This is a genomic window from Mycobacterium triplex (genome assembly GCF_000689255.1).
Taxonomy (GTDB): domain Bacteria; phylum Actinomycetota; class Actinomycetes; order Mycobacteriales; family Mycobacteriaceae; genus Mycobacterium; species Mycobacterium triplex.
This window is the reverse complement of record NZ_HG964446.1, coordinates 2,593,619-2,611,599: the sequence shown is the minus strand read 5'-3', so window position 1 is coordinate 2,611,599 and position 17,981 is coordinate 2,593,619. Positions and strand designations below refer to the sequence as shown.

The window sequence follows — 17,981 nt, the reverse complement described above, 5'->3', positions numbered from 1 at the left end:
CACCCCATCGGCGGATTCCTCGCCGGGCCCGGCCTTCCTAGCCTTATTGCCATGCGCAAAGCCGGCGTCACCAGGTCTGTCGAACATCGACAGGGAGTCTCGATCGCCTACCAGGTCAGCCCCGGGCCGTGCACCGACTGCTCGGACTGGCTGGTGCTGGTCCACGGAACCATGCAATCCAGGGCCATTTGGGAGCGCTTCGGATACACCGAGCAGCTGACCCGCCGTTTCAACGTGGTGACCATCGACGTCCTGGGCCATGGACAAAGCAGCAAGCCGCATTTTTCGGCGCTCTACGACACGCGTTTTCTCGCGCTCGACATTTGCGCGGTGCTGGACGAAATCGGGGTTCGGTCCGCCCACTACATGGGGTACTCGCTGGGCGGCAGAATCGGTTTGGCGATGGCGGTGCTGCACCCGGACCGGATTCGCTCGCTGGTCGTCGTCGGATCTTCGCACCACGCCCAGCACGACCTCGTGGAGAGGTTCTTTTGCCGGGGCGCGATCGACATCCTCGAGACCGACGGAATGCCTGCTTTCCTCGCCCGGTGGCAAGAGGCACACGGCTTCGCCCTGAGCGCGAAGAACCTCGACCGGTTGGCCGGTCACGATCCCCTGGCACTCGCCGCCTACCTGCGCTCCTGCCAATCGGATCCGGGCATCGATGAGCACCAACTTTCGCAGATCGCGATTCCGACGCTCATCTGCGCCGGCACCGATGACGCCTTTCGTTTCGAAGAATCAGCCGAACTGGCGGACCTGATTCCCGGCGCCACCTTTTACGCATTGGCAGGCAAAGACCACGGTCCAACGATCACGAGCGGCGCGCCCGAACTTCTCGAGCAACTGACCACGTTCTACGCCGGGCAATACGCCGGCCTCGACGCCACCGAATGGGCCGCCTGAGCTACGGCTGGCCGGGTTTGAGTTTCACGAACAACGCATCGGCTTCGGCCAGCAGCGTGTCGCCGTCGGTCAACTTGCCCGACACGAAGATTTTGCGGCCGTCCACGCTGTCGATGCCGGCGTCGAACTGCAGCTCTTGTTCGATCGGGACGATATTGCGGTAGTTGATCGTCAGATATGCGGTCCGCTGACGGCGGCTACCGGTGAGCACCGACGCGGTCAGGCCGAGCACGGTGTCGAACAGCATCCCCAACGACCCGCCGTGCACGGCGCCGTTGCGGCCCAGGTGAAACCGGGCGAAACGGGCGGTGCCCTCGATCCGCCCGTCCTCGGTCTTGCGGGACGACAACGGCACCGTCAGGATGTTGCCGCGCATCGGCAGGTCCATCCGGCGGCCCGACGGCGACGCCCACTCGTCCGCGTCGTACGGGCTCAGCAGCACGGACAGCTTCTCCAGCGTGTCGGCGGCCTCGCTGATCACCTGATCGGGAGCATCGACGGCCCGCGCGTGGTCCTGCAGCTTGCGCACCGCGTCGATGAACCGGCCGTAGTCCGGCCCGCCCTTCGTCGTCGGTTCGGGTGGGTTGAATCCCCCGCCGGGGTGTTTCTGACGCTCGCCGGCCACCAGAACACCGTATTGGGTGCGGAATTACTTCGCTCCAGCAGCCGCCAGGGTCTCGAACTCCTCGTCGGACAGCGTGATCTCGGCCGCGGCCACGTTCTCCTCCAGGTGCGACACCTTCGACGTCCCGGGGATCGGCAACATCACCGGCGAGCGCTTCAGCAGCCAGGCCAGCGCCAGCTGCGACGGCGACGCGTGGTGGTCGTCGGCGATGCGTTTCAGCGGGCCGTCCGCAGCGGCCAGCGGCCCGGCCGCCAGCGGGAAGTACGGGATGAACCCGACACCGCGTTCGGTCGCGAAGTCCAGCAGCGGTTCGGCCCGGCGGACGGTCAGGTTGTACATGTTCTGCACCGACACGATCGGCGTGATCTGCTGGGCCTCCTTCAGCTGGTCGACGCTGACCTCGGACAGCCCGATGTGGCGGATCTTGCCCTCGTCCTTCAGCTTGGCCAGCTCGCCGACCTGGTCGGCCAGCGGCCACTTGGGGTCGACGCGGTGCAGCTGCAGCAGGTCGATGGTCTCCACCCCCAGGCGGCGCAGGCTCATCTCGGTTTCCTGGCGCAGGTAGGCCGGAAAGCCCATCTCGATCCAGACGTCCGGACCGGTCCGCAAAAATCCGGCCTTGGTCGCGATCACCAGGTCGTCATAGGGGTACAGCGCCTCGCGGATGATCTCCTCGGAAATGTAGGGGCCGTAGGAGTCCGCGGTGTCGATGAGGTCCACGCCCAGTTCGACGGCGCGGCGCAACACCCGGACGCATTCGTCGCGATCGGCGGGCGGGCCCCAGACCCCCTTACCGACGATGCGCATCGCCCCGAACCCGAGGCGGTTGACGGTCAAATCGCCGCCGAAGGTGAACGTTCCGGATGCTTCTGCAACAGTTTTCGAGTTTTGTGCGGTCACCTTTACGACCGTACGCTCGGGCGGGTGGACCTGGCAGCGCTCGAGGAGCTTCCGCTGACCTACTCCGAGGTGGGCGCGACCGCCGCCGGCGAGCTGCCCGCGGGATATCACCACCAACACGTCGAGCGCCGGATCGGTACGGGCCGGCAGCGATTCGAGCGGGCCGCCGACGCCGTGATGCGCTGGGGTATGCAGCGCGGGTCCGGCCTGCGGGTGCAAGCCTCCTCCGAGGAGGTCGTGCTCGACGCGGTGGTAGTGGTGCGACTGGGTTTTCTGCCCGCGCCGTGCCGCGTCGTCTATGTGATCGACGAGCCCGACATCCGCGGCTTCGGCTACGGCACCCTGCCGGGCCACCCGGAATGCGGCGAGGAACGCTTCGCCGTGCGCCGGGACCCGGCCACCGATGCGGTCCTCGCCGAGGTGTCGGCGTTCTCCCGGCCGGCGACCTGGTGGAGCAGGGCCGGCGGACCGGTGGTGAAGATCGGCCAGCGCCTCATCGCGCAGCGGTACCTGCGTGCGGTCTGACCGCTACGCCCGCCAGCCGGTCAGCAGCCGCTGCGCGCCGGTGCACATCGCGTCGATGACCTCGGCCACCGACGCGTCGTCGCGGATCATGCCGACGCCCTGACCTGCGTCGACCGGGGCGATCCGGCGGTCGTCGGCGTCGATCGCGGCCGCCAGCTCGTCGCAGGCCGGCGCATCGAGTGCGTCTTCGTGGCCCGTCCAGCGCGCGACGAAGTCGTTGGTCAGCACTCGCGCCGGGAATCGCGACGGCCACGGCAGGCCCTTGGCGACATCGAAGGCACGGGTGACCCGGGTGTCGGTGGAGCGGGCCGCGATCAGGGCCTGGCGGCTGGCGTCGCCGGTCAGCGCCTCCGGGCACGCCGCCAGCCGGGTGCCCACCCAGGCGCCGCTGGCCCCGGCCGCCAGCACGGCGGCCAGGCTGCGCGGCGAGGCGATGCCGCCCCCGGCGAGCACCGGCACGGTGACGGCGTCCAGCACGTCGTCGAGCAGCGGCAGCGTGCCGAGCTTCGTATCGCCGTGCCCGCCGCCCTCGGCGCCGCGCGCGACCAAGATGTCGACGCCCGCGTCGGCGGCCCGACGGGCTCCGAGTGCGTCGTAAACCTGTGTGACAGCGGGAATTCCGGCGTCATGCGCTTGTGCGACCCACGACCAGTCGGTGCCGAAGCTGACCGACAGCAGGGCGGGCCGCGCGGCCAGGGCGTCCTCCAGCAAGCCCTCCTCGGTGCGCATCACCCAGTCCACCAGGCCGATTCCGAACCTGCCGGTGACATGTTGCAGCTGGGTTTGCAGCAGCTCCCGGTTCGCGACGCTGCCCATGCCGACCATGCCCAGACCACCGGCGGCGCTGACGGCGGCGGCCAGCCGGCCGCCCGCGACGCCGCCCATCGGGGCGTTGACGATCGGCACCCGCAGGCCGAACTCCCTCGACCAGGGCGTGGACAGCATCGGCTAGTGCGCCGCGCCGGGCTGGCTCTTCAGCACGGTCAGGATGATCACCGAATCCTCAACCGCGTGCAGGGCATGCCGTCGCGGTGGAATCGCCACGTAGTCGCCGCTCTTGCCGTCCCAGGAGTCGTCACCGGCCGTCAGGCGCACATGACCCTGCAGCACCTGCAACGTCGCCTCGCCGGGGCTGTCGTGTTCGGACAGGTCGTGGTCGGCGAGCAGCGCCAGCACGGTCTGGCGGAGTTCGTGGCTGTGGCCGCCGTGGATGGTGTGTGCGGCGCGTCCGCTGTGCGACTGCTTGGCTTCGGCCAGCTTTTCGGCGGCCAGGCTGGTGAGCGAGATCGATTCCATTGGTTCATCCCCTCGGTGTGGGCTGCTGTGGACTTTCAAGGTCTCATGCGCTCAATAGGAGTATCCCCGCCACGATCAATGCCGCGACCTTGACTACCTCCAAACCGACGTAGGCGTAATGAGCGCGGGAGCGGGGTCCCTCCCTCCCGGCGAGCACCTGGTCCGAGCGGCGGGTCAGCCGCGGGCGCACCGCGATCAGCTGGATGGCCAGCATCGCGAACGCGACGGCGAACGGGATCGCGATCCGGGTCGGCATCGGGCCGTCCACCACGACCGCCAGGATGACGATGGCGAACGCCACCTCGACGGTGTTGAGCGCGCGAAAGACCAGCCGCCCGATGCCAAGCCCGATCTGCAGCGTGACGTTCGGCGCCCGGAATTTCAGCGGAGCTTCCAAAAACGAGATGGCCAGCACCATGCCAAGCCAGACGAAGGTGACCGCGACGGCGACCGCGATTTCGGTGTTCACTTTTAGGCCTCCTGCAACTCGAGGTGCGCGACGCACAGATCGGGTTCGACGAACGCATCCAGACGCTCGACGGCAACCGGGGCGCCCGAGGTTTCCAGCGCGCCTTGCATGATCCCAAGGTGCACGGGACAGACGACGGCGGTGCGGTTTTCGGCGATTTCCAAAAACGGGCAGTGCCGCAGGCCGACTTGTTGCTCGCCGTCGGCCCGCCGGCGCTCGGGCGCGAAGCCGAGCCGGTCGAGCACGTCGACCAGGTGGCCGATGGCCTGGTCCGGGCTCGTGGCGTCCGCCGACGAGCCGGCGTCCAGCTGTCGGCCCCAGGCCCGCCCCGCGGCCAGCGCCTTGGCGGCCGAATCCTTGTCGCCCGCGAACGCCATCGTCAGTATCTCGGCGAGCAACCGGTAGTGCCGCGTCCCGCCGCGATCCATCTGCCGGACCGCCCGGAACATCAGCGGCGGACGCCCCGGACCCTTGCGGCCCGGCTCAACCTGTTCCACCTGGTCGTCGCCGACCAGGCTGTCAAGGTGGAAGCGAACGGTGTTGGGATGCACGCCGAGCGCATCGGCGATCGCGACGATGGTCATCGGCTCCCGGGACGTCCGCAATATCCGCAGCACCTCACGGCGGCGACCGGCGGACTCCCCCGTCGACGTGGCCCCGGGCGTCATCGGCCGCTCACGCTCCTTCGGATACGTCGGCTTTCGGATGGGCGGCCACCAAGGGTGCGTCGACGCCGAGGGCACCAAGCTTGGCCGCGCCCCCCGGTGACCCCAGCGGAGCGTCGCGCCCCGGCAGGGTTTCGGAGAAAAACGCCGCATTGTCGGCCAGGTGTGGCTGCAGCTCGTCGGGCAGGTCGTCTTCGTAGTAGATCGCGTCGACCGGACAGACCGGCTCGCACGCGCCGCAGTCGACGCACTCGTCGGGATGGATATAGAGCGCCCGGCCGCCCTCGTAGATGCAATCCACGGGGCATTCGTCCACACATGCCCGATCCATCACATCGATGCAGGGCTTTCCGATAACGTACGTCATGCGATAGAGTTTACACAATCACGATTGTGAAAACCAGGAAGGGCGGGAAAGACTATGTCTCCCATGTCGAGTCGGGCCGACGACAGCGTTGCGGGCCACTGGCTGCTGGCGCGTCTCGGGAAACGTGTCCTTCGCCCCGGCGGTGTCGGGCTCACCCGCACGATGCTGGCCGGCGCCGACGTGACCGACGCCGATGTGCTCGAGCTCGCCCCCGGCCTCGGCCGTACGGCCGCCGAGATTCTCACCCGTGCCCCGCGGTCGTACGTGGGCGCCGAACAGGACCCCGAGGCGGCCGAAACGGTGCGCGACGTCATCGCCGGTGTCACCGGCGCATCCGGAACGGTCCGGGTCGCCGACGCCGCCGACACCGGGTTGCCCGACGCCAGCCGCGACGTCGTGATCGGCGAAGCGATGCTGACGATGCAGGGCGATGCCGCCAAACACGCGATCGTCGCCGAGGCCGCGCGGGTGCTGCGGCCGCGCGGTCGCTATGCGATACACGAACTCGCGCTGACCCCCGACACCGTCTCCGAGGAGATCAGCACCGAGATCCGGCAGGCGCTGGCCCGCTCGATCAAGGTGAACGCGCGCCCGCTGACCATCGCCGAATGGTCACGGTTGTTGTCGGACCACGGACTGGTCATCGACCGCGTCGTGACGGCGCCGATGGCGCTGTTGCAACCGCGCCGGGTGATCGCCGACGAGGGGCTGTTCGGCGCGCTGCGCTTCGCCAGAAACCTGCTGCTGAATCCGGACGCGCGCAAGCGAGTACTGGCCATGCGCAACACCTTCCGCAAGCATCGCGAACGACTGACCGCTGTCGCGATCGTCGCCCGCAAGCCGGACGACGAGTAGCCGCGATTGCCGCGCGGGCCGGGCGTTGAACTTAATCGACATTACGGTCGGTTTTAATCAACAATTTCCCTGGCATATATCGAGGTAACCCTAGGGTATGTGCCGTGTCCGACCCCTCGGCCTACAGCGGGTACGCGCATGCCTCGCGCGGGCGTCGTGCATCGCATCACTCGGGGGACGACCGCAAGAAGGCAATTCTGGCCACCGCCGAGCGGCTCTTGGAAGAGCGGCCGCTGGGCGACTTCTCCGTCGACGATCTGGCGAAAGGCGCGGGCATCTCCCGGCCGACCTTCTACTTCTATTTCCAGTCCAAGAACGCGGTGCTGCTGTCGTTGCTGGAGCAGATGAACAGCAAGGCCCACGCGGCCCTGAAGGCGCTGCGGGCCAAGCTGTCCGGCGACCCGGCCACCCTCTGGCGCGACCGGATCGAGGCTTTCTTCGAGGTGTCGGGATCGCACCGCGCGGTCGCCGTGGCCGGTGCCGCGGCCAAGTCCACCAACCCCGAGGTCCGGGCGCTGTGGGCCACGCTGATGCAGAAGTGGATCTCGTTCACCACGACCGCGATCAAGGCCGAACGTGAGCGCGGCGCCGCGCCGGACACCATCTCGGCCGAGGATCTGTCCATCGCGCTGAACATGTTGAGCGAGCGAGTGATGGCCGCAACCTTCACCACCGAGGAACCGACGATCCGCGAAGACCGGGTGATCGACACGCTGGTGCACATCTGGCTGTCCAGCATCTACGAGGACGGAATCGCCTCGGCCGGGCACGCCGCCCTGACGCTACGGGCCCCCGCTCCGCTTGCCGAGTACCCGCTCGGCGCGTCCTAGGCTCTCGTCGATCAACCGGTCGACGGCGCCGAAGTAGGTCGGCGACGGCGCCTTCCCGGCCAGCTCAGCGATTGTCTGTTGCTCGCCGAGAACGTCTGCCGCACTGAGGTTCTCGGCCATCCGCGCGGTGTGTACCCGCAGCCCCGCCAGCAGTTCGCTACAGTGGGAGCCCGCGACCACCGTCCGCCGGGCCAGGGTCCGCAGCGCCTCCCATTCGACATGCCAGGCGCCGTCGGGGCGCTCGTCGTTGGCCAGGGCCGCCGCGGTGTGCAGGGTCGCGACCAGTTGCGGTGCGGATATCGCGGTGCGGCGAATGAAGATGGACAGCACCGGATTGTGCTTGTGCGGCATCGACGACGAGCCGCCGCGCCGCTCGGCGGCCGGCTCGCTCAGCTCGCCGGTCTCCGGACGTACCAGGACGACCACGTCCGAAGCGATCCGGCCCCAACTGTCGGTGCAGCCGAGGAAGGCATCGGCCGCCGCGGTGACCGGTGTCCGGACGGTATGCCATGGTGCTCGCGCGTCCAGGCCCAAAGCGGTTGCCGCACTGCGCATTATCCGGTCCGCAAGCTCCGCCGGGTCGGCCGGGTCGGTGAGCAGCTTCGCGAGTTCCGTCGTGGCCGACCATGTTCCGACCGCACCGCCGAGCTGGATCGGGGTGAGCAGACCGGCCAGCCGTTCATAGGCGTCGACGACACCGTTGCACCACCCGGCCGCCTTGACGCCGAACGTGGTGGGTGCGGCCTGCTGGGTGAGCGTGCGGGCCACCATCGGGGTGGCACGATGCGCATGGGCAAGCGCTGCCAGTGTCGAGACTTGTTCGCGCAGCTGTGTTCTCAGCTCGTCGGCGACATCGCGCACGCCCAGCATCAGCGCGGTGTCCAGGACGTCCTGGCTGGTGAGTCCGCGGTGGATCCACGGGCCGATGGTGGGCTTGGCCCGCCGGCGCAGCAGTTCGACCAAACCGACGATCGGGTTGCCGCTGTTCTCGGCGGCGACCGCGAGCGCCCGCACGTCGTCGTGGTCCACCAGCTGTGACAGGTCGGCGCCTTGGGCCTCGGCCGGCGCCAGGCCCGCGGCGGCCAGGGCGCTCAGCCACGCGGATTCCACCGCCACCATCGAGCGCAGCAGCGCCTGGTCGGTCATGTGCTCGCCCGCCCGGTGGTCGCCCGGCCACAACAGATTGGTCATCCCCCGGCCCCCCGATACGCCAGGAACACGGTCTCGCGCGGACCCTGCAGGCGGATGTCGAACCGGTAATCCGCCCGGCCTTCCGCGACGCACAGCATGGTTGGCCGCCGGTCGGCGTCGACGGTCCCCAGCACCGGATCGGCGTCCGGGTCGACGCCGGGCAGGTAGGCGCGAGTGAACAATCGGTCCAGCAGTCCGCGCGCGAAGACGGTGATCGCGAAGAACGGCGGGTTCCCCGGTACCACCGTCGTGAAGCGATAGTGTCCGTCGGTATCCGTTGCGGCCCGGCCCCATCGGGCCTCGGCCTGCCATAGTTCGACCAGGGCATCGGGGATCGGCGCGCCGTCGCCGTCATACACCGTGCCATGCAGCCGCACCGCGTCCGGACCGTCGGCCGGCTCGCCAGTGCACGGTAATCCGAGATGCAGGAAGGGGCCGACGGTTTGCCCTGGGGTGCAAGGTAATTCAGCCATGCCCGGCCTCGGTCCACCAGCTGTCGGCCAGCACGATGTCCCATCGATATCCGGTCGCGAACTCCGGCTCGGTCAGGGCATGGTCGTAGCCGGCGATAAGCCGTTGGCGCGCAGCGGGATCCGTGACCGATCCGAAGATGGGATCCAGATCCAACAGCGGGTCACCCGGAAAGTACATCTGGGTGACCAGGCGCTGGGTGAACGCGATACCGAACAGCGAGAAATGGATGTGCGCCGGGCGCCAGGCGTTGTGATGATTGCGCCACGGATAGGGGCCGGGCTTGACGGTCACAAATCGGTACGTCCCGTCGGGACCGGTCAGGCAGCGCCCGGCCCCGGTGAAGTTCGGGTCCAGCGGAGCCGGGTGTTGGTCGCGCTGGTGACGGTAGCGGCCACCGGCGTTCGCCTGCCAGATCTCGATCAGCTGACCGGCCAGCGGTCGGCCGGATTGATCGAGCAGCCGCCCGGACACGATGATGCGCTCCCCGATCGGTTCGCCCGGATGACCGGCCGTCAGGTCGGCCTCGATCGGGTCGACGTCACGCTCCCCGAAGCACGGCGCGCAGCGCTCGAGTTCGTCCGGATCCACAAGCAGCAGAGGTTGTTTCGGGTGGCGCAGAGCGCTGCTGCGATACGGCGGATAGTTCAGCAGCGGCGCAGCGTCCGCGCTGCCGGCGTGCCGAGCCGCGATTTCGGCGATCTCCGCCGTGATGTCAGCCTGCGACGCGACGCGCTCCGGTGCGGCCCTCACGAAGCGTGAGGCTACTCGCCGATGGGACCCTGGCTACAGAGCACGCACCAGCGCGGCGCGCCCCTTGGTGCGCAGCCGGTGCAGCGCGGAACCGCGGTACTGCTCGATTCTGGCGCTCATCTTGTTGCCCAACTCCTCGAGCTCGGCGTCGGTGATCTTCACCTCGGGAGGAGCGGGAATCATGTCGCGCTCCTCTTCGTCGGCGTGCGCCTCGAGCACCGTCTTGAACGAATTCCATTCGTCGGTGTAGCCCGGCGCGGTCTGCGCAGTCTTGAGGAGCACGGAAAGCTGGTCGATCACCTGCCGGTGTTCGGCATGCGCCACCGCGATCAGCTTGCTGGCGGCCGCCAGGGCCGGGTAGTAGAGGTCGTCTTCGATGCGAAAGTGAATGTCGAGTTCGATCAGCATGTCGTCGAAAAGCGCATGGCGCTCTTCACTGTTCACCGGCGCTTCGCTGATCTTGCGGCCGAGGCCCTTGATCACGACGTGGTGGTCTTTCAACACTTCGTAGGCGTTCACGTTGCTCCTTCGCTTCGATCCCTATGCCTGGCCGAGGCTGGGCTGCGCCTCGCCGCGAACTTCGACCACTCCGTCGACCAACCGGGCCTCGTAACACGGCAGCGGTGCTGCCGACGGGCCGCGGACGACCTCTCCCGACTCGGCCGCGAACCACGAGCCGTGCCACGGGCATACGATCCGCCCGCGATCCACCCAGCCGTCGGCCATCGGTGCCGCCAGATGCGGGCAGAACTCGCCGTACGCCGACACCTCCCCGGGCTTGGTCTGGCACACCACCAGCCCGACGCCGTCGACCTCGACCCGCACCGGCTTCCCGTTCAGCGAACTCGCGTCCAGTACCGGCGTCCATTCACTGGTGCGCAGCCGCCGGCCGGACTGATCGATGCCGATGCCGGATTCGAACACCAGGGCTCCGCCCAGGTAGCTGCCGCCGACGGTGATCAGGTAGCCCAGCGCGGTCAGCGCGATGCCGCGGCCGTGCCGACCCCGGCGGCGGTCCCACCAGGACTGCGCGTACAGCCCGGTGGCGACCAGGTTCACCACGCCGTGCACCAGCCCCACCCGGCGGTCCTTTTCGTGGGTGTGCTGCCAATCGGTGGCGCCGGTGATCGCGGAACCGATGCTCGCCAGGATCCCGACCCCGAGGGCGCGCGACGCGAACCGTGACGCGTCGACCATTTCGTGGGCGGGCCGGCCCGGCACCACGCTGAACGCGTCGAGGGCCACCGTGGTGGCCAGCGCCCCGCTGGTCAGCGACGCCAGCGGCGGGTGCACCGGGTGCCCGAGCCAGACTCCGTGCAGCGCATTGGTGACGGTGTTGCGGGCGCGGCCCAGGCTGTTGAAGGCGAAGCTGAGCGCGTGTTCCAGCCGGTAACTCGGCCGGTCCAGCCACTCCTGGCGCCCGATCGCTGCCAATGTGCGCGGTCCGAGATTCTGCAGTCGAGCACTGGCCCGATATGCCATGGAAACAGTCCTTCCCCCTGGAGAGATCACGAACGGAGGCGGGAATCCTGACGTTAACGGCAGGTTAAATCTCCCGCGCACATGCCTCGAATCCGCTTTGACCAACGCTAACCGCGAGTCCTGGCTACTCAGTTGTGTGAAGCCTGTGAATCGCCCCCGAGGATTCTTTCAGGAATCTGAAAGTCCAGGCCGCGACTGTTTGACCAGCCCGGCCACCGTGCGAGATTCTACTGAGCGGAGGATATTTCTGTAGAGCAGAATCGAGGCAGCCGTGGCTGACGAATCCCGGGACGGCCTGTTCGAGAACGTGCGTCGCGGCATGATCCCCGCGCACATCTACAACGACAAACAGCTGTTCGCGCTGGAGAAGGAACGGCTGTTCAGCCGGGCGTGGACGTTCGTCGGCCACGAATCGGAGATCCCCCAGGACGGCGACTACGTGGTGCGCCGGGTGCTCGACGACTCGTTCATCCTCACCCGCGACGCCAATGGCGACATCCACGCCTTGTTCAACATGTGCCTGCACCGCGGCATGCAGGTATGCCGCGCGGAGATGGGCAACGCCTCCAACTTCCGGTGCCCGTATCACGGCTGGACGTATCGCAACGACGGCCGGCTCACCGGTCTGCCGTTCCACCGCGACGCCTACGGAGGCGACGAGGGCTTCCGCAGAAGCGCCCACGCCTTGCTGCCGGCGCCGAACTTCGCCAGCTACAACGGTCTGCTGTTCATCAGCATGGATCCGCACGCCGAGCCGTTGCCGGAATTCCTCGGCGACTTCCGGTTCTATCTGGACTTCTACACCAAGCAGAGCCCCGGCGGTCTGGAAGTGCGGGGGCCGCAGCGCTGGCGGATCAAGGCGAACTGGAAGATCGGCGCCGAGAACTTCTGCGGCGACATGTACCACACGCCACACACGCATGCGTCGATCGTGGAGATCGGCCTGTTCCGAGAACCCAAGGCGCAGAAGCGCAAAGACGGCGCCACCTATTGGGCGCACCGCGGCGGCGGCACCACCTACAAGCTGCCGCCGGGCAATTTCGAGGAACGGATGCGCTATGTCGGCTATCCCGACGAGATGATCGAACGGATCAAAGGCGTATGGACACCGCAGCAGCAGCGGGTGGTCGGCGAGGACGGGTTCATGATCTCGGCGGCCACCTGCTTTCCCAACCTGAGCTTCGTGCACAACTGGCCCCGGGTGCGCGACCGCGATGACGAGGTGCTGCCCTTCATCTCAATCCGCTTGTGGCAGCCCATCAGTGAGAACGAGACCGAGGTCTGCTCGTGGTTCGCGGTGGACTCCGCCGCGCCACCGCAATACAAACTCGATTCCTACAAGGCGTATCTGATGTGCTTCGGCTCGACCGGCATGTTCGAACAAGACGACGTGGAGAACTGGGTGTCGCTGACCACCACCGCGGGCGGCTCGATGGCGCGGCGGCTGCTGCTGAACAGCCGGATGGGCCTGCTGTCCGACGATCGCCCGGTGGTCGACGCGCTGCCCGCCGAGTCTTTCCACGGCCCGGGCCGCGCCCAGGTCGGCTACAACGAGCACAACCAGCGCGAGCTGTTGAAGTTGTGGGCGGAGTACCTGACATGAAAAAACCATTGCCGTTCAACGACTTTCGACATCTGCAGGCACACCAGTTCCTGGTGGACGAGGCCTACCTGCTCGACGCCCAGCAATACGAAGACTGGCTGGACACACTGACCGACGATGTGCGCTACGTGATGCCGGTCCGCGTCACGACCGCGCGCGGCGCCGGGTTCGACACCTCTCCCGGAATGGCCCACTTCGACGAGGACAAGTACTCGCTGAGCCAGCGGGTCGCGCGGATGGGCACCGAGCACGTGTGGGCCGAGGATCCACCGTCGCGGTTGCGTCACTTCATCACCAACGTGCGCACCTTCGAGTCCGACGGCGATCCGGCACACCTGGTGGTCGAGTCCGCCGAACTGCTGTTCCGCAGCCGCGGCGACGTCAACGAGAGCGCGCTGATGTCGTGCGGTCGCGAAGACCTGCTGCGCTGGTGCGATGATCGATGGAAGCTCGCGCGGCGCACGATCAGTGCCGACGAGTCGGTGTTGCGGATGCAGAACCTGGCGGTGTTCCTGTGAACGACGAACTCGAGCGGTTGATGGCGGGCGCGGTCGGCGAATCACTCACGGTCGCAAATGAATTCACCGAGGTCGTGGTACGGCGAGTCGACACCCGCAATGGATCGAGGCTGCTGATCCGCGCACCCCGAACGGGGCGGTGGATCAGCCTGGACGCACTAGAGGTGGAGGCACTGACGTGGCAGAACCCCCGAACGATGGCGGCGATGGTGGGGAACTCGCACGCGCCGCTGCTGCCCGATCCGGAGTGAGGGCCTGGTTGCACGGCAAACGTGCCCTGATCGTGGGCGGTGGATCCGGGATCGGCCGCGCGGTCGTCGACGCCTTCTTGGCCGAAGAGTCCAGAGTTGCTGTACTGGAACGCGATCCGGGCAAATGCGAGATGCTGCGCGCGCAGCGCCCCGAGGTTCGCGTGGTCGAGGGAGACGCGATCACCAGCGAGGCCAACCACCGAGCGGTCGCCGCGGCCGTCGATTCCTTCGGCGGGCTCGACGTCCTGGTCAACTGCGTGGGAGTCTTCGACTTCTACCGGGGCGTGGCCGATCTCGACGCCGACAACCTCGCGGCCGCATTCGACGAAATGTTTCGCACCAACGTGCTGAGCCATTTGCAGTCGGTCAAGGCGGCTCTGTCGGCACTGCGAAGCGGGACCGAGCCGTCGATCATCCTCACCGAGTCCGCGTCGTCGTACTACCCCGGCCGCGGCGGCGTGCTGTACGTGTCGTCGAAGTTCGCCGTGCGCGGGCTGGTGGCGTCGTTGGCGCACGAGCTCGCACCGCATATCCGGGTCAACGGCGTGGCGCCCGGGGGCACCCTCAACACCGACCTCCGCGGCCTGAACAGCCTGGGGCTCAAGGACACCCGCCTCGACGACTACCCCGACCGGGCACGCGACGTCGCCGCGCGCACCCCGTTGAACGTCGCACTGTCCGGAGAAGACCACGCCTGGTCGTTCGTGTTCCTGGCGTCCGGGCGGTCCCGCGGCATCACCGGCGAGACCATCCACCCGGACGGCGGATTCGGCCTCGGCACCCCGAAAGTGCGGCCGCGATGACCGGCGAGCTGGACGGCCAACGCGCCCTGGTGGCCCTGGGCTGCCGGGTCGCCGCGGCCCGCGGCCTGGTCGACGGGATGCTGGGGCACCTGAGTCTGCGCGTCGACGACGATCGTCTCCTCGTGCGCTGCCGCAGCGACTCCGACACCGGCGTGGCCGACACCAGGCCCAGCGACATCCGCCTGATCCGATTCGACGGCAGCGCAGGCGCCGACGGCGAACTCGACGGATACCGCGTCCCCAACGAGCTGCCCATCCACGTCGAGACCATGCTGGCCGATGCACGGCACCTGGCGGTCGCGCATCTGCACCCACCGGCGGTCGTCGCCGCGGATCTGGCCGGCGTCACGATCCGCCCCATCTACGGCGCCTACGACATTCCGGGCGCCTGGCTGGCACGCGACGGCGTGCCGGTCTACCCGCGCGCCGTGCTGATCCGCAGCAGCGCGTTGGGCAAGGAGATGGTGGCCGCGATGCGCGACCGGCCGGTGGTGATCCTGCGCGGGCACGGAATCACCAGCGCCGCAACCACTGTGCCGCAGGCGGTGTTGCAGGCGATCAGTCTCGACGGGTTGGCCCGGATGTCGTTGCGGGTGCTCTCGGCCGGCGGCACCCTGCGCGAGATCGACGACGCCGACTGGGACGACCTGCCCGATTTGGGGCCGGCCTTCACCGCCGACGCGGCGTGGCGCCATGAGGTCGCCCGGCTGCGAGCCGACTGACCGCTTAAGGTCACAACTTCGTATCTGCCGGCGACACTGGAGATCATCCGGGCCCGCAAGCTGCGCACCGTCACTCTCAACGACGTTTTCCCGTGCCCGGAAATCCCCTACCGGACACCGGGTTTCGCTAGCTGAGCAGCCGTCTCAGCCCAACTGGTCGCCAATCTCCTTGGCCGCCTTCACAAGTGCGGCCGCAACCGAAGCGTGCCGCGTGCTGTCGAGGCGATGCTGCGGCGCGGCCGCGTTGAGCGCGAGCCGCAAGCCGGGAGCACGGGTGGGGATGGGCACTGCGACCGAGGCGACGCCTTCCTCGCTCTCCTCGCGGTTGATCGCGTAGCCGCGCTCGCGGATACGGAAGAGCTCGTCCTCCAACTCGGCGCGGCTGCCGATCGAGCGCGCGGTGACGCGCTCCAGCCGCTCGTCGGGCAGCAGCGCATGCAATTGCGGCTGCGACAGCTGGGCCAGCATGACCTTGCCGGTCGAGGTGCAATGCGCCGGCATCGTGCGCCCGAGGCGGGACGCCACCCGGACCGCCGCCGGACCCTCGACCGCCGCGACGAAACGGACGTTGGCGCCGTCGAGCATCCCGATATGAGTCGTTTCCCGCAGCTGGTCGGAGAGCGCGCGCATGACCGGCGTGGCACAGCCCTGAATGTCGATGCGGCCGAAGATCGCAAACGCCACACCGGTCAACGACGGACCGGGCAGGTAAGCCTTGGACACCGGGTCCTGGCGGACGAAGCCGCGATAGGTCAGCATCGCCAGCAGCCGGTGCGCGGTCGACGACGCCACCCCCAGATAGCGGGTCGCCTCGCTCAACCGGATCTGCGGTTGCTCGCCCAGCAGGAGCAGCAGCTTGAGCGCATTGTCGACCGACTCGATCGGGTACTGCGGCACAAGCGAATCGGCGGCCGGCTCGTTCGCTGCCGGTTGCTCCTTGTTCTGCACGTGTTTCACGGTAGCCCCCGCGCCGAGCGTGGGCCCTACGTATCGAAACCGCCGTGAAACCGTCCATAGGGCCCACGCTCGCGGAGCTTGGCTACCGCGAATCAGACATCTTGTGCGGCTTGAGCTTTCGCCCACCGGTAGTCGGCCTTGCCGGACGGTGACCGTTGCAGGCGGTCGCGGAAGACCACCGCCTTCGGCAGCTTGTAACGCGCGATATGGCGAGCGGCCTCGGCGATGATGCTGTCCGCGTCGGCCGTTGCGCCGTCGGCCAGCGCCACGATCGCGACGACCTCGTTGGTCCACCGCGCGCTGGGCCGACTGGTCACCACGACGTCGTACACGGCGGGATGCTCGGCGATCGCGGCCTCGACCTCTTCGGCGAAGATCTTCTCGCCGCCGGAGTTGATCGTCACCGAATCGCGGCCCAGCAGCTCGATCTGGCCGTCGGCGAACCAGCGGGCCCGGTCGCCGGGCACCGAATGCCGGATCCCGTCGATCACCGGGAACGTCCGGGCGGTCTTCTCCGGATCGCCGAGGTAGCCCAGCGGTATCAGGCCCTGCTGGGCCAGCCAGCCGATCTCGTCGTCGCCCGGCGACAACATTCGGGTCATGTCCGCGCTGACCACCACCGCGCCCGGATTCGGGGCGAACCGGCCACTGGCACCCTGCGCCCGGCTGGAGACCTGCCCCATCTGCGAGCCGGATTCCGACGACCCGCCCGCGTCCAGGATCGTCAGCTGCGGCAGCAGGTCGACGAATCGTTGCTTGAGCGGGGCGCTGAGTGCCGCTCCGCCGGTGATCAGCACGAACAGCCCGGACAGGTCGTAGTCCCCCGCTTCGAGGGCATCGGCCAGAGGCCGCCCGAACGCGTCGCCGACGATCGACAGCGACGCCACGCGCTCCCGGCTGGCCAGCGCCCACGCCTCGGCCGGATCGAAGTGCGTGGTCGTCGGCGCCATCACGAACGGCCGGCCGCTGCACAGGTTGATGAACGCCGCCCACTGTGCGGCGCCGTGCATCAGCGGCGCGCACGTCATCGAACCGGGGCCCTCGGCCCGTGATCGTTGCACGATCTCCTGCAGGCTGGTCGTCATCTCCCCGGTGCCGAACACCCGGCCGCCCATCGCGTTCAGGTAGATGTCGTTCTGGCGCCACAGCACCGCCTTGGGCATCCCGGTGGTGCCGCCGGTATAGAGGATGTAGAGATCGTCGGGCGAGGGCACGACATCCAGCGGCTCGTCGGACACCCCACCGGCATTGAGGGCCAGCAACTCCTCGTAACGCACCGCCCCGGGCAACGGATCGTTTCCGGACTCGTCGTCGACGTGGATCAGCCGCATCGCGGGCAACCGATCCAGTGCCTCGGCCAGCATCGGGGCGAAGCGCGCCTGGTACATCACGGCTTCCGCGCCGGCATTGCCCAGCAGGTAGACCAATTCGTCGGCGACGTAGCGATAGTTCACATTGAACGGGGCGACCCGAGCCCGGTACGCGCCGAGCATGCCCTCGAGGTACTCGTTGCCGTTGGCAAGGTACAAACCGAGATGGCTTTGGCCCGATTCGTGCGCGGCCAGCTCGCTGCGTTCCCGACGCACGCCCAGTCCCCACGAGTGCAGCGCCCGGGCGAGCCGCCGGGCGCGTTCGTCAGTTTGCGAGAAAGTGAACCGTCGGTGTCCGAATACGATGCAGTCGCGATCGGGATTGGCGGCCGCGACAGCCGAGAACACTTGGGCGAGATTGAATTCCACGACTCTCCTCACGCCGCGCGGTCCGGCCAGAGCCACGCTACAACAGCGTTTCG

23 protein-coding genes are annotated in these 17,981 nt (G+C 68.0%); 9 read left to right on the top strand and 14 right to left on the bottom strand.

Annotated features, from left to right (window positions below):
* Positions 1 to 51: 51 nt before the first annotated feature.
* A complete protein-coding gene (locus BN973_RS12285; protein ID WP_051641235.1) occupies positions 52 to 906 on the top strand; it encodes an alpha/beta fold hydrolase in 855 nt (284 codons plus the stop codon).
* A gap of 1 nt (position 907) precedes the next feature.
* Here BN973_RS12285 and BN973_RS12280 read toward each other — a convergent pair whose 3' ends face one another.
* Together BN973_RS12280 and BN973_RS12275 are read right to left on the bottom strand one after the other, a co-directional pair.
* Entirely contained in the window at positions 908 to 1,534 is a 627-nt protein-coding gene (locus BN973_RS12280) for a PaaI family thioesterase (protein ID WP_036468418.1), read from the bottom strand.
* A 21-nt stretch (positions 1,535 to 1,555) separates the two neighbouring features.
* Entirely contained in the window at positions 1,556 to 2,431 is an 876-nt protein-coding gene (locus tag BN973_RS12275; RefSeq protein WP_036468416.1) for an aldo/keto reductase, read from the bottom strand.
* A 24-nt stretch (positions 2,432 to 2,455) separates the two neighbouring features.
* On the opposite strand from BN973_RS12275, the gene BN973_RS12270 reads away from it, so the two are divergent.
* Positions 2,456 to 2,956, top strand: coding sequence for a DUF1990 family protein (locus BN973_RS12270; RefSeq protein ID WP_036468415.1), 501 nt, complete (start codon positions 2,456 to 2,458; stop codon positions 2,954 to 2,956).
* Positions 2,957 to 2,959: 3 nt separating this feature from the next.
* On the opposite strand, the gene BN973_RS12265 is transcribed toward BN973_RS12270, so the two are convergent.
* Genes BN973_RS12265 through fdxA form a run of 5 tightly spaced genes read right to left on the bottom strand, consistent with a single transcriptional unit; the run spans position 2,960 to position 5,753 of the window.
* Positions 2,960 to 3,901, bottom strand: a complete 942-nt coding sequence (locus BN973_RS12265) for an NAD(P)H-dependent flavin oxidoreductase (RefSeq protein ID WP_036468413.1) — start codon at positions 3,899 to 3,901, stop codon at positions 2,960 to 2,962.
* Positions 3,902 to 3,904: 3 nt separating this feature from the next.
* On the bottom strand, positions 3,905 to 4,252 hold the full coding sequence (locus BN973_RS12260) for a cupin domain-containing protein (RefSeq protein ID WP_036468411.1): 348 nt from the start codon (positions 4,250 to 4,252) through the stop codon (positions 3,905 to 3,907).
* A 43-nt stretch (positions 4,253 to 4,295) separates the two neighbouring features.
* Positions 4,296 to 4,670: a hypothetical protein gene (locus BN973_RS12255; RefSeq protein ID WP_407067592.1), complete on the bottom strand. Its 375-nt coding sequence runs from the start codon at positions 4,668 to 4,670 to the stop codon at positions 4,296 to 4,298.
* 53 nt (positions 4,671 to 4,723) lie between these two features.
* Positions 4,724 to 5,389: a helix-turn-helix transcriptional regulator gene (locus BN973_RS12250; RefSeq protein WP_036468407.1), complete on the bottom strand. Its 666-nt coding sequence runs from the start codon at positions 5,387 to 5,389 to the stop codon at positions 4,724 to 4,726.
* 7 nt (positions 5,390 to 5,396) lie between these two features.
* On the bottom strand, positions 5,397 to 5,753 hold the full coding sequence (gene fdxA, locus BN973_RS12245) for a ferredoxin (protein WP_036468405.1): 357 nt from the start codon (positions 5,751 to 5,753) through the stop codon (positions 5,397 to 5,399).
* A gap of 54 nt (positions 5,754 to 5,807) precedes the next feature.
* Between fdxA and BN973_RS12240 the strand changes: the two genes are divergently transcribed.
* On the top strand, positions 5,808 to 6,608 hold the full coding sequence (locus BN973_RS12240; protein ID WP_036468402.1) for a class I SAM-dependent methyltransferase: 801 nt from the start codon (positions 5,808 to 5,810) through the stop codon (positions 6,606 to 6,608).
* A 104-nt stretch (positions 6,609 to 6,712) separates the two neighbouring features.
* On the top strand, positions 6,713 to 7,438 hold the full coding sequence (locus BN973_RS12235; protein ID WP_084163376.1) for a TetR/AcrR family transcriptional regulator: 726 nt from the start codon (positions 6,713 to 6,715) through the stop codon (positions 7,436 to 7,438).
* Here the strand turns inward: BN973_RS12235 and BN973_RS12230 are convergent.
* The 5 genes from BN973_RS12230 to BN973_RS12210 are packed head-to-tail and all read right to left on the bottom strand — an operon-like array spanning position 7,391 to position 11,335.
* Entirely contained in the window at positions 7,391 to 8,629 is a 1,239-nt protein-coding gene (locus BN973_RS12230) for a lyase family protein (protein WP_036468400.1), read from the bottom strand. The two genes, BN973_RS12235 and BN973_RS12230, sit on opposite strands and share 48 nt — an antisense overlap.
* Positions 8,626 to 9,102 (bottom strand): carboxypeptidase regulatory-like domain-containing protein, encoded by a 477-nt coding sequence (locus BN973_RS12225; protein ID WP_139830262.1) that lies wholly within the window; start codon positions 9,100 to 9,102, stop codon positions 8,626 to 8,628. Before BN973_RS12225 ends, BN973_RS12230 begins: the two co-directional genes overlap by 4 nt.
* On the bottom strand, positions 9,095 to 9,853 hold the full coding sequence (gene pcaH, locus BN973_RS12220; RefSeq protein ID WP_036468399.1) for a protocatechuate 3,4-dioxygenase subunit beta: 759 nt from the start codon (positions 9,851 to 9,853) through the stop codon (positions 9,095 to 9,097). Before pcaH ends, BN973_RS12225 begins: the two co-directional genes overlap by 8 nt.
* Before the next feature lie 33 nt (positions 9,854 to 9,886).
* Complete coding sequence (locus tag BN973_RS12215) at positions 9,887 to 10,372, bottom strand: hemerythrin domain-containing protein (protein ID WP_036468396.1); 486 nt, start codon at positions 10,370 to 10,372, stop codon at positions 9,887 to 9,889.
* 21 nt (positions 10,373 to 10,393) lie between these two features.
* Positions 10,394 to 11,335: a Rieske (2Fe-2S) protein gene (locus BN973_RS12210; protein WP_036468395.1), complete on the bottom strand. Its 942-nt coding sequence runs from the start codon at positions 11,333 to 11,335 to the stop codon at positions 10,394 to 10,396.
* A 319-nt stretch (positions 11,336 to 11,654) separates the two neighbouring features.
* Between BN973_RS12210 and BN973_RS12205 the strand changes: the two genes are divergently transcribed.
* The 5 genes from BN973_RS12205 to phtC are packed head-to-tail and all read left to right on the top strand — an operon-like array spanning position 11,655 to position 15,232.
* Positions 11,655 to 12,938 carry an aromatic ring-hydroxylating dioxygenase subunit alpha gene (locus BN973_RS12205; RefSeq protein ID WP_051641578.1) on the top strand — a complete coding sequence of 428 codons (1,284 nt, stop codon included), beginning with the start codon at positions 11,655 to 11,657 and terminating at the stop codon, positions 12,936 to 12,938.
* A complete protein-coding gene (locus tag BN973_RS12200; protein ID WP_036468391.1) occupies positions 12,935 to 13,456 on the top strand; it encodes a 3-phenylpropionate/cinnamic acid dioxygenase subunit beta in 522 nt (173 codons plus the stop codon). The genes BN973_RS12205 and BN973_RS12200 overlap by 4 nt, the downstream gene beginning before the upstream one ends.
* A gap of 20 nt (positions 13,457 to 13,476) precedes the next feature.
* Positions 13,477 to 13,707, top strand: a complete 231-nt coding sequence (locus BN973_RS12195) for a hypothetical protein (RefSeq protein WP_036472329.1) — start codon at positions 13,477 to 13,479, stop codon at positions 13,705 to 13,707.
* Positions 13,704 to 14,510: a 3-(cis-5,6-dihydroxycyclohexa-1,3-dien-1-yl)propanoate dehydrogenase gene (gene hcaB / locus BN973_RS12190; RefSeq protein WP_036468389.1), complete on the top strand. Its 807-nt coding sequence runs from the start codon at positions 13,704 to 13,706 to the stop codon at positions 14,508 to 14,510. Before BN973_RS12195 ends, hcaB begins: the two co-directional genes overlap by 4 nt.
* On the top strand, positions 14,507 to 15,232 hold the full coding sequence (phtC, locus tag BN973_RS12185; RefSeq protein WP_036468388.1) for a 3,4-dihydroxyphthalate decarboxylase: 726 nt from the start codon (positions 14,507 to 14,509) through the stop codon (positions 15,230 to 15,232). The genes hcaB and phtC overlap by 4 nt, the downstream gene beginning before the upstream one ends.
* Before the next feature lie 144 nt (positions 15,233 to 15,376).
* On the opposite strand, the gene BN973_RS12180 is transcribed toward phtC, so the two are convergent.
* Positions 15,377 to 16,180, bottom strand: coding sequence for an IclR family transcriptional regulator (locus BN973_RS12180; RefSeq protein WP_036472328.1), 804 nt, complete (start codon positions 16,178 to 16,180; stop codon positions 15,377 to 15,379).
* A gap of 101 nt (positions 16,181 to 16,281) precedes the next feature.
* Positions 16,282 to 17,928 carry an acyl-CoA synthetase gene (locus BN973_RS12175; RefSeq protein ID WP_036468386.1) on the bottom strand — a complete coding sequence of 549 codons (1,647 nt, stop codon included), beginning with the start codon at positions 17,926 to 17,928 and terminating at the stop codon, positions 16,282 to 16,284.
* Between the last annotated feature and the right edge of the window lie 53 nt (positions 17,929 to 17,981).

Coding starts and splice junctions, on each gene's coding strand:
- BN973_RS12265 (WP_036468413.1), bottom strand. CDS start 3,901: ATGCTGTCCACGCCCTGGTCGAGGGAGTTCGGCCTGCGGGTGCCGATC.
- BN973_RS12230 (WP_036468400.1), bottom strand. CDS start 8,629: ATGACCAATCTGTTGTGGCCGGGCGACCACCGGGCGGGCGAGCACATG.
- BN973_RS12200 (WP_036468391.1), top strand. CDS start 12,935: ATGAAAAAACCATTGCCGTTCAACGACTTTCGACATCTGCAGGCACAC.
- BN973_RS12225 (WP_139830262.1), bottom strand. CDS start 9,102: ATGGCTGAATTACCTTGCACCCCAGGGCAAACCGTCGGCCCCTTCCTG.
- fdxA (WP_036468405.1), bottom strand. CDS start 5,753: ATGACGTACGTTATCGGAAAGCCCTGCATCGATGTGATGGATCGGGCA.
- BN973_RS12210 (WP_036468395.1), bottom strand. CDS start 11,335: ATGGCATATCGGGCCAGTGCTCGACTGCAGAATCTCGGACCGCGCACA.
- BN973_RS12240 (WP_036468402.1), top strand. CDS start 5,808: ATGTCTCCCATGTCGAGTCGGGCCGACGACAGCGTTGCGGGCCACTGG.
- BN973_RS12260 (WP_036468411.1), bottom strand. CDS start 4,252: ATGGAATCGATCTCGCTCACCAGCCTGGCCGCCGAAAAGCTGGCCGAA.
- BN973_RS12250 (WP_036468407.1), bottom strand. CDS start 5,389: ATGACGCCCGGGGCCACGTCGACGGGGGAGTCCGCCGGTCGCCGCCGT.
- BN973_RS12205 (WP_051641578.1), top strand. CDS start 11,655: ATGATCCCCGCGCACATCTACAACGACAAACAGCTGTTCGCGCTGGAG.
- BN973_RS12285 (WP_051641235.1), top strand. CDS start 52: ATGCGCAAAGCCGGCGTCACCAGGTCTGTCGAACATCGACAGGGAGTC.
- BN973_RS12195 (WP_036472329.1), top strand. CDS start 13,477: ATGGCGGGCGCGGTCGGCGAATCACTCACGGTCGCAAATGAATTCACC.
- phtC (WP_036468388.1), top strand. CDS start 14,507: ATGACCGGCGAGCTGGACGGCCAACGCGCCCTGGTGGCCCTGGGCTGC.
- BN973_RS12255 (WP_407067592.1), bottom strand. CDS start 4,670: ATGGTGCTGGCCATCTCGTTTTTGGAAGCTCCGCTGAAATTCCGGGCG.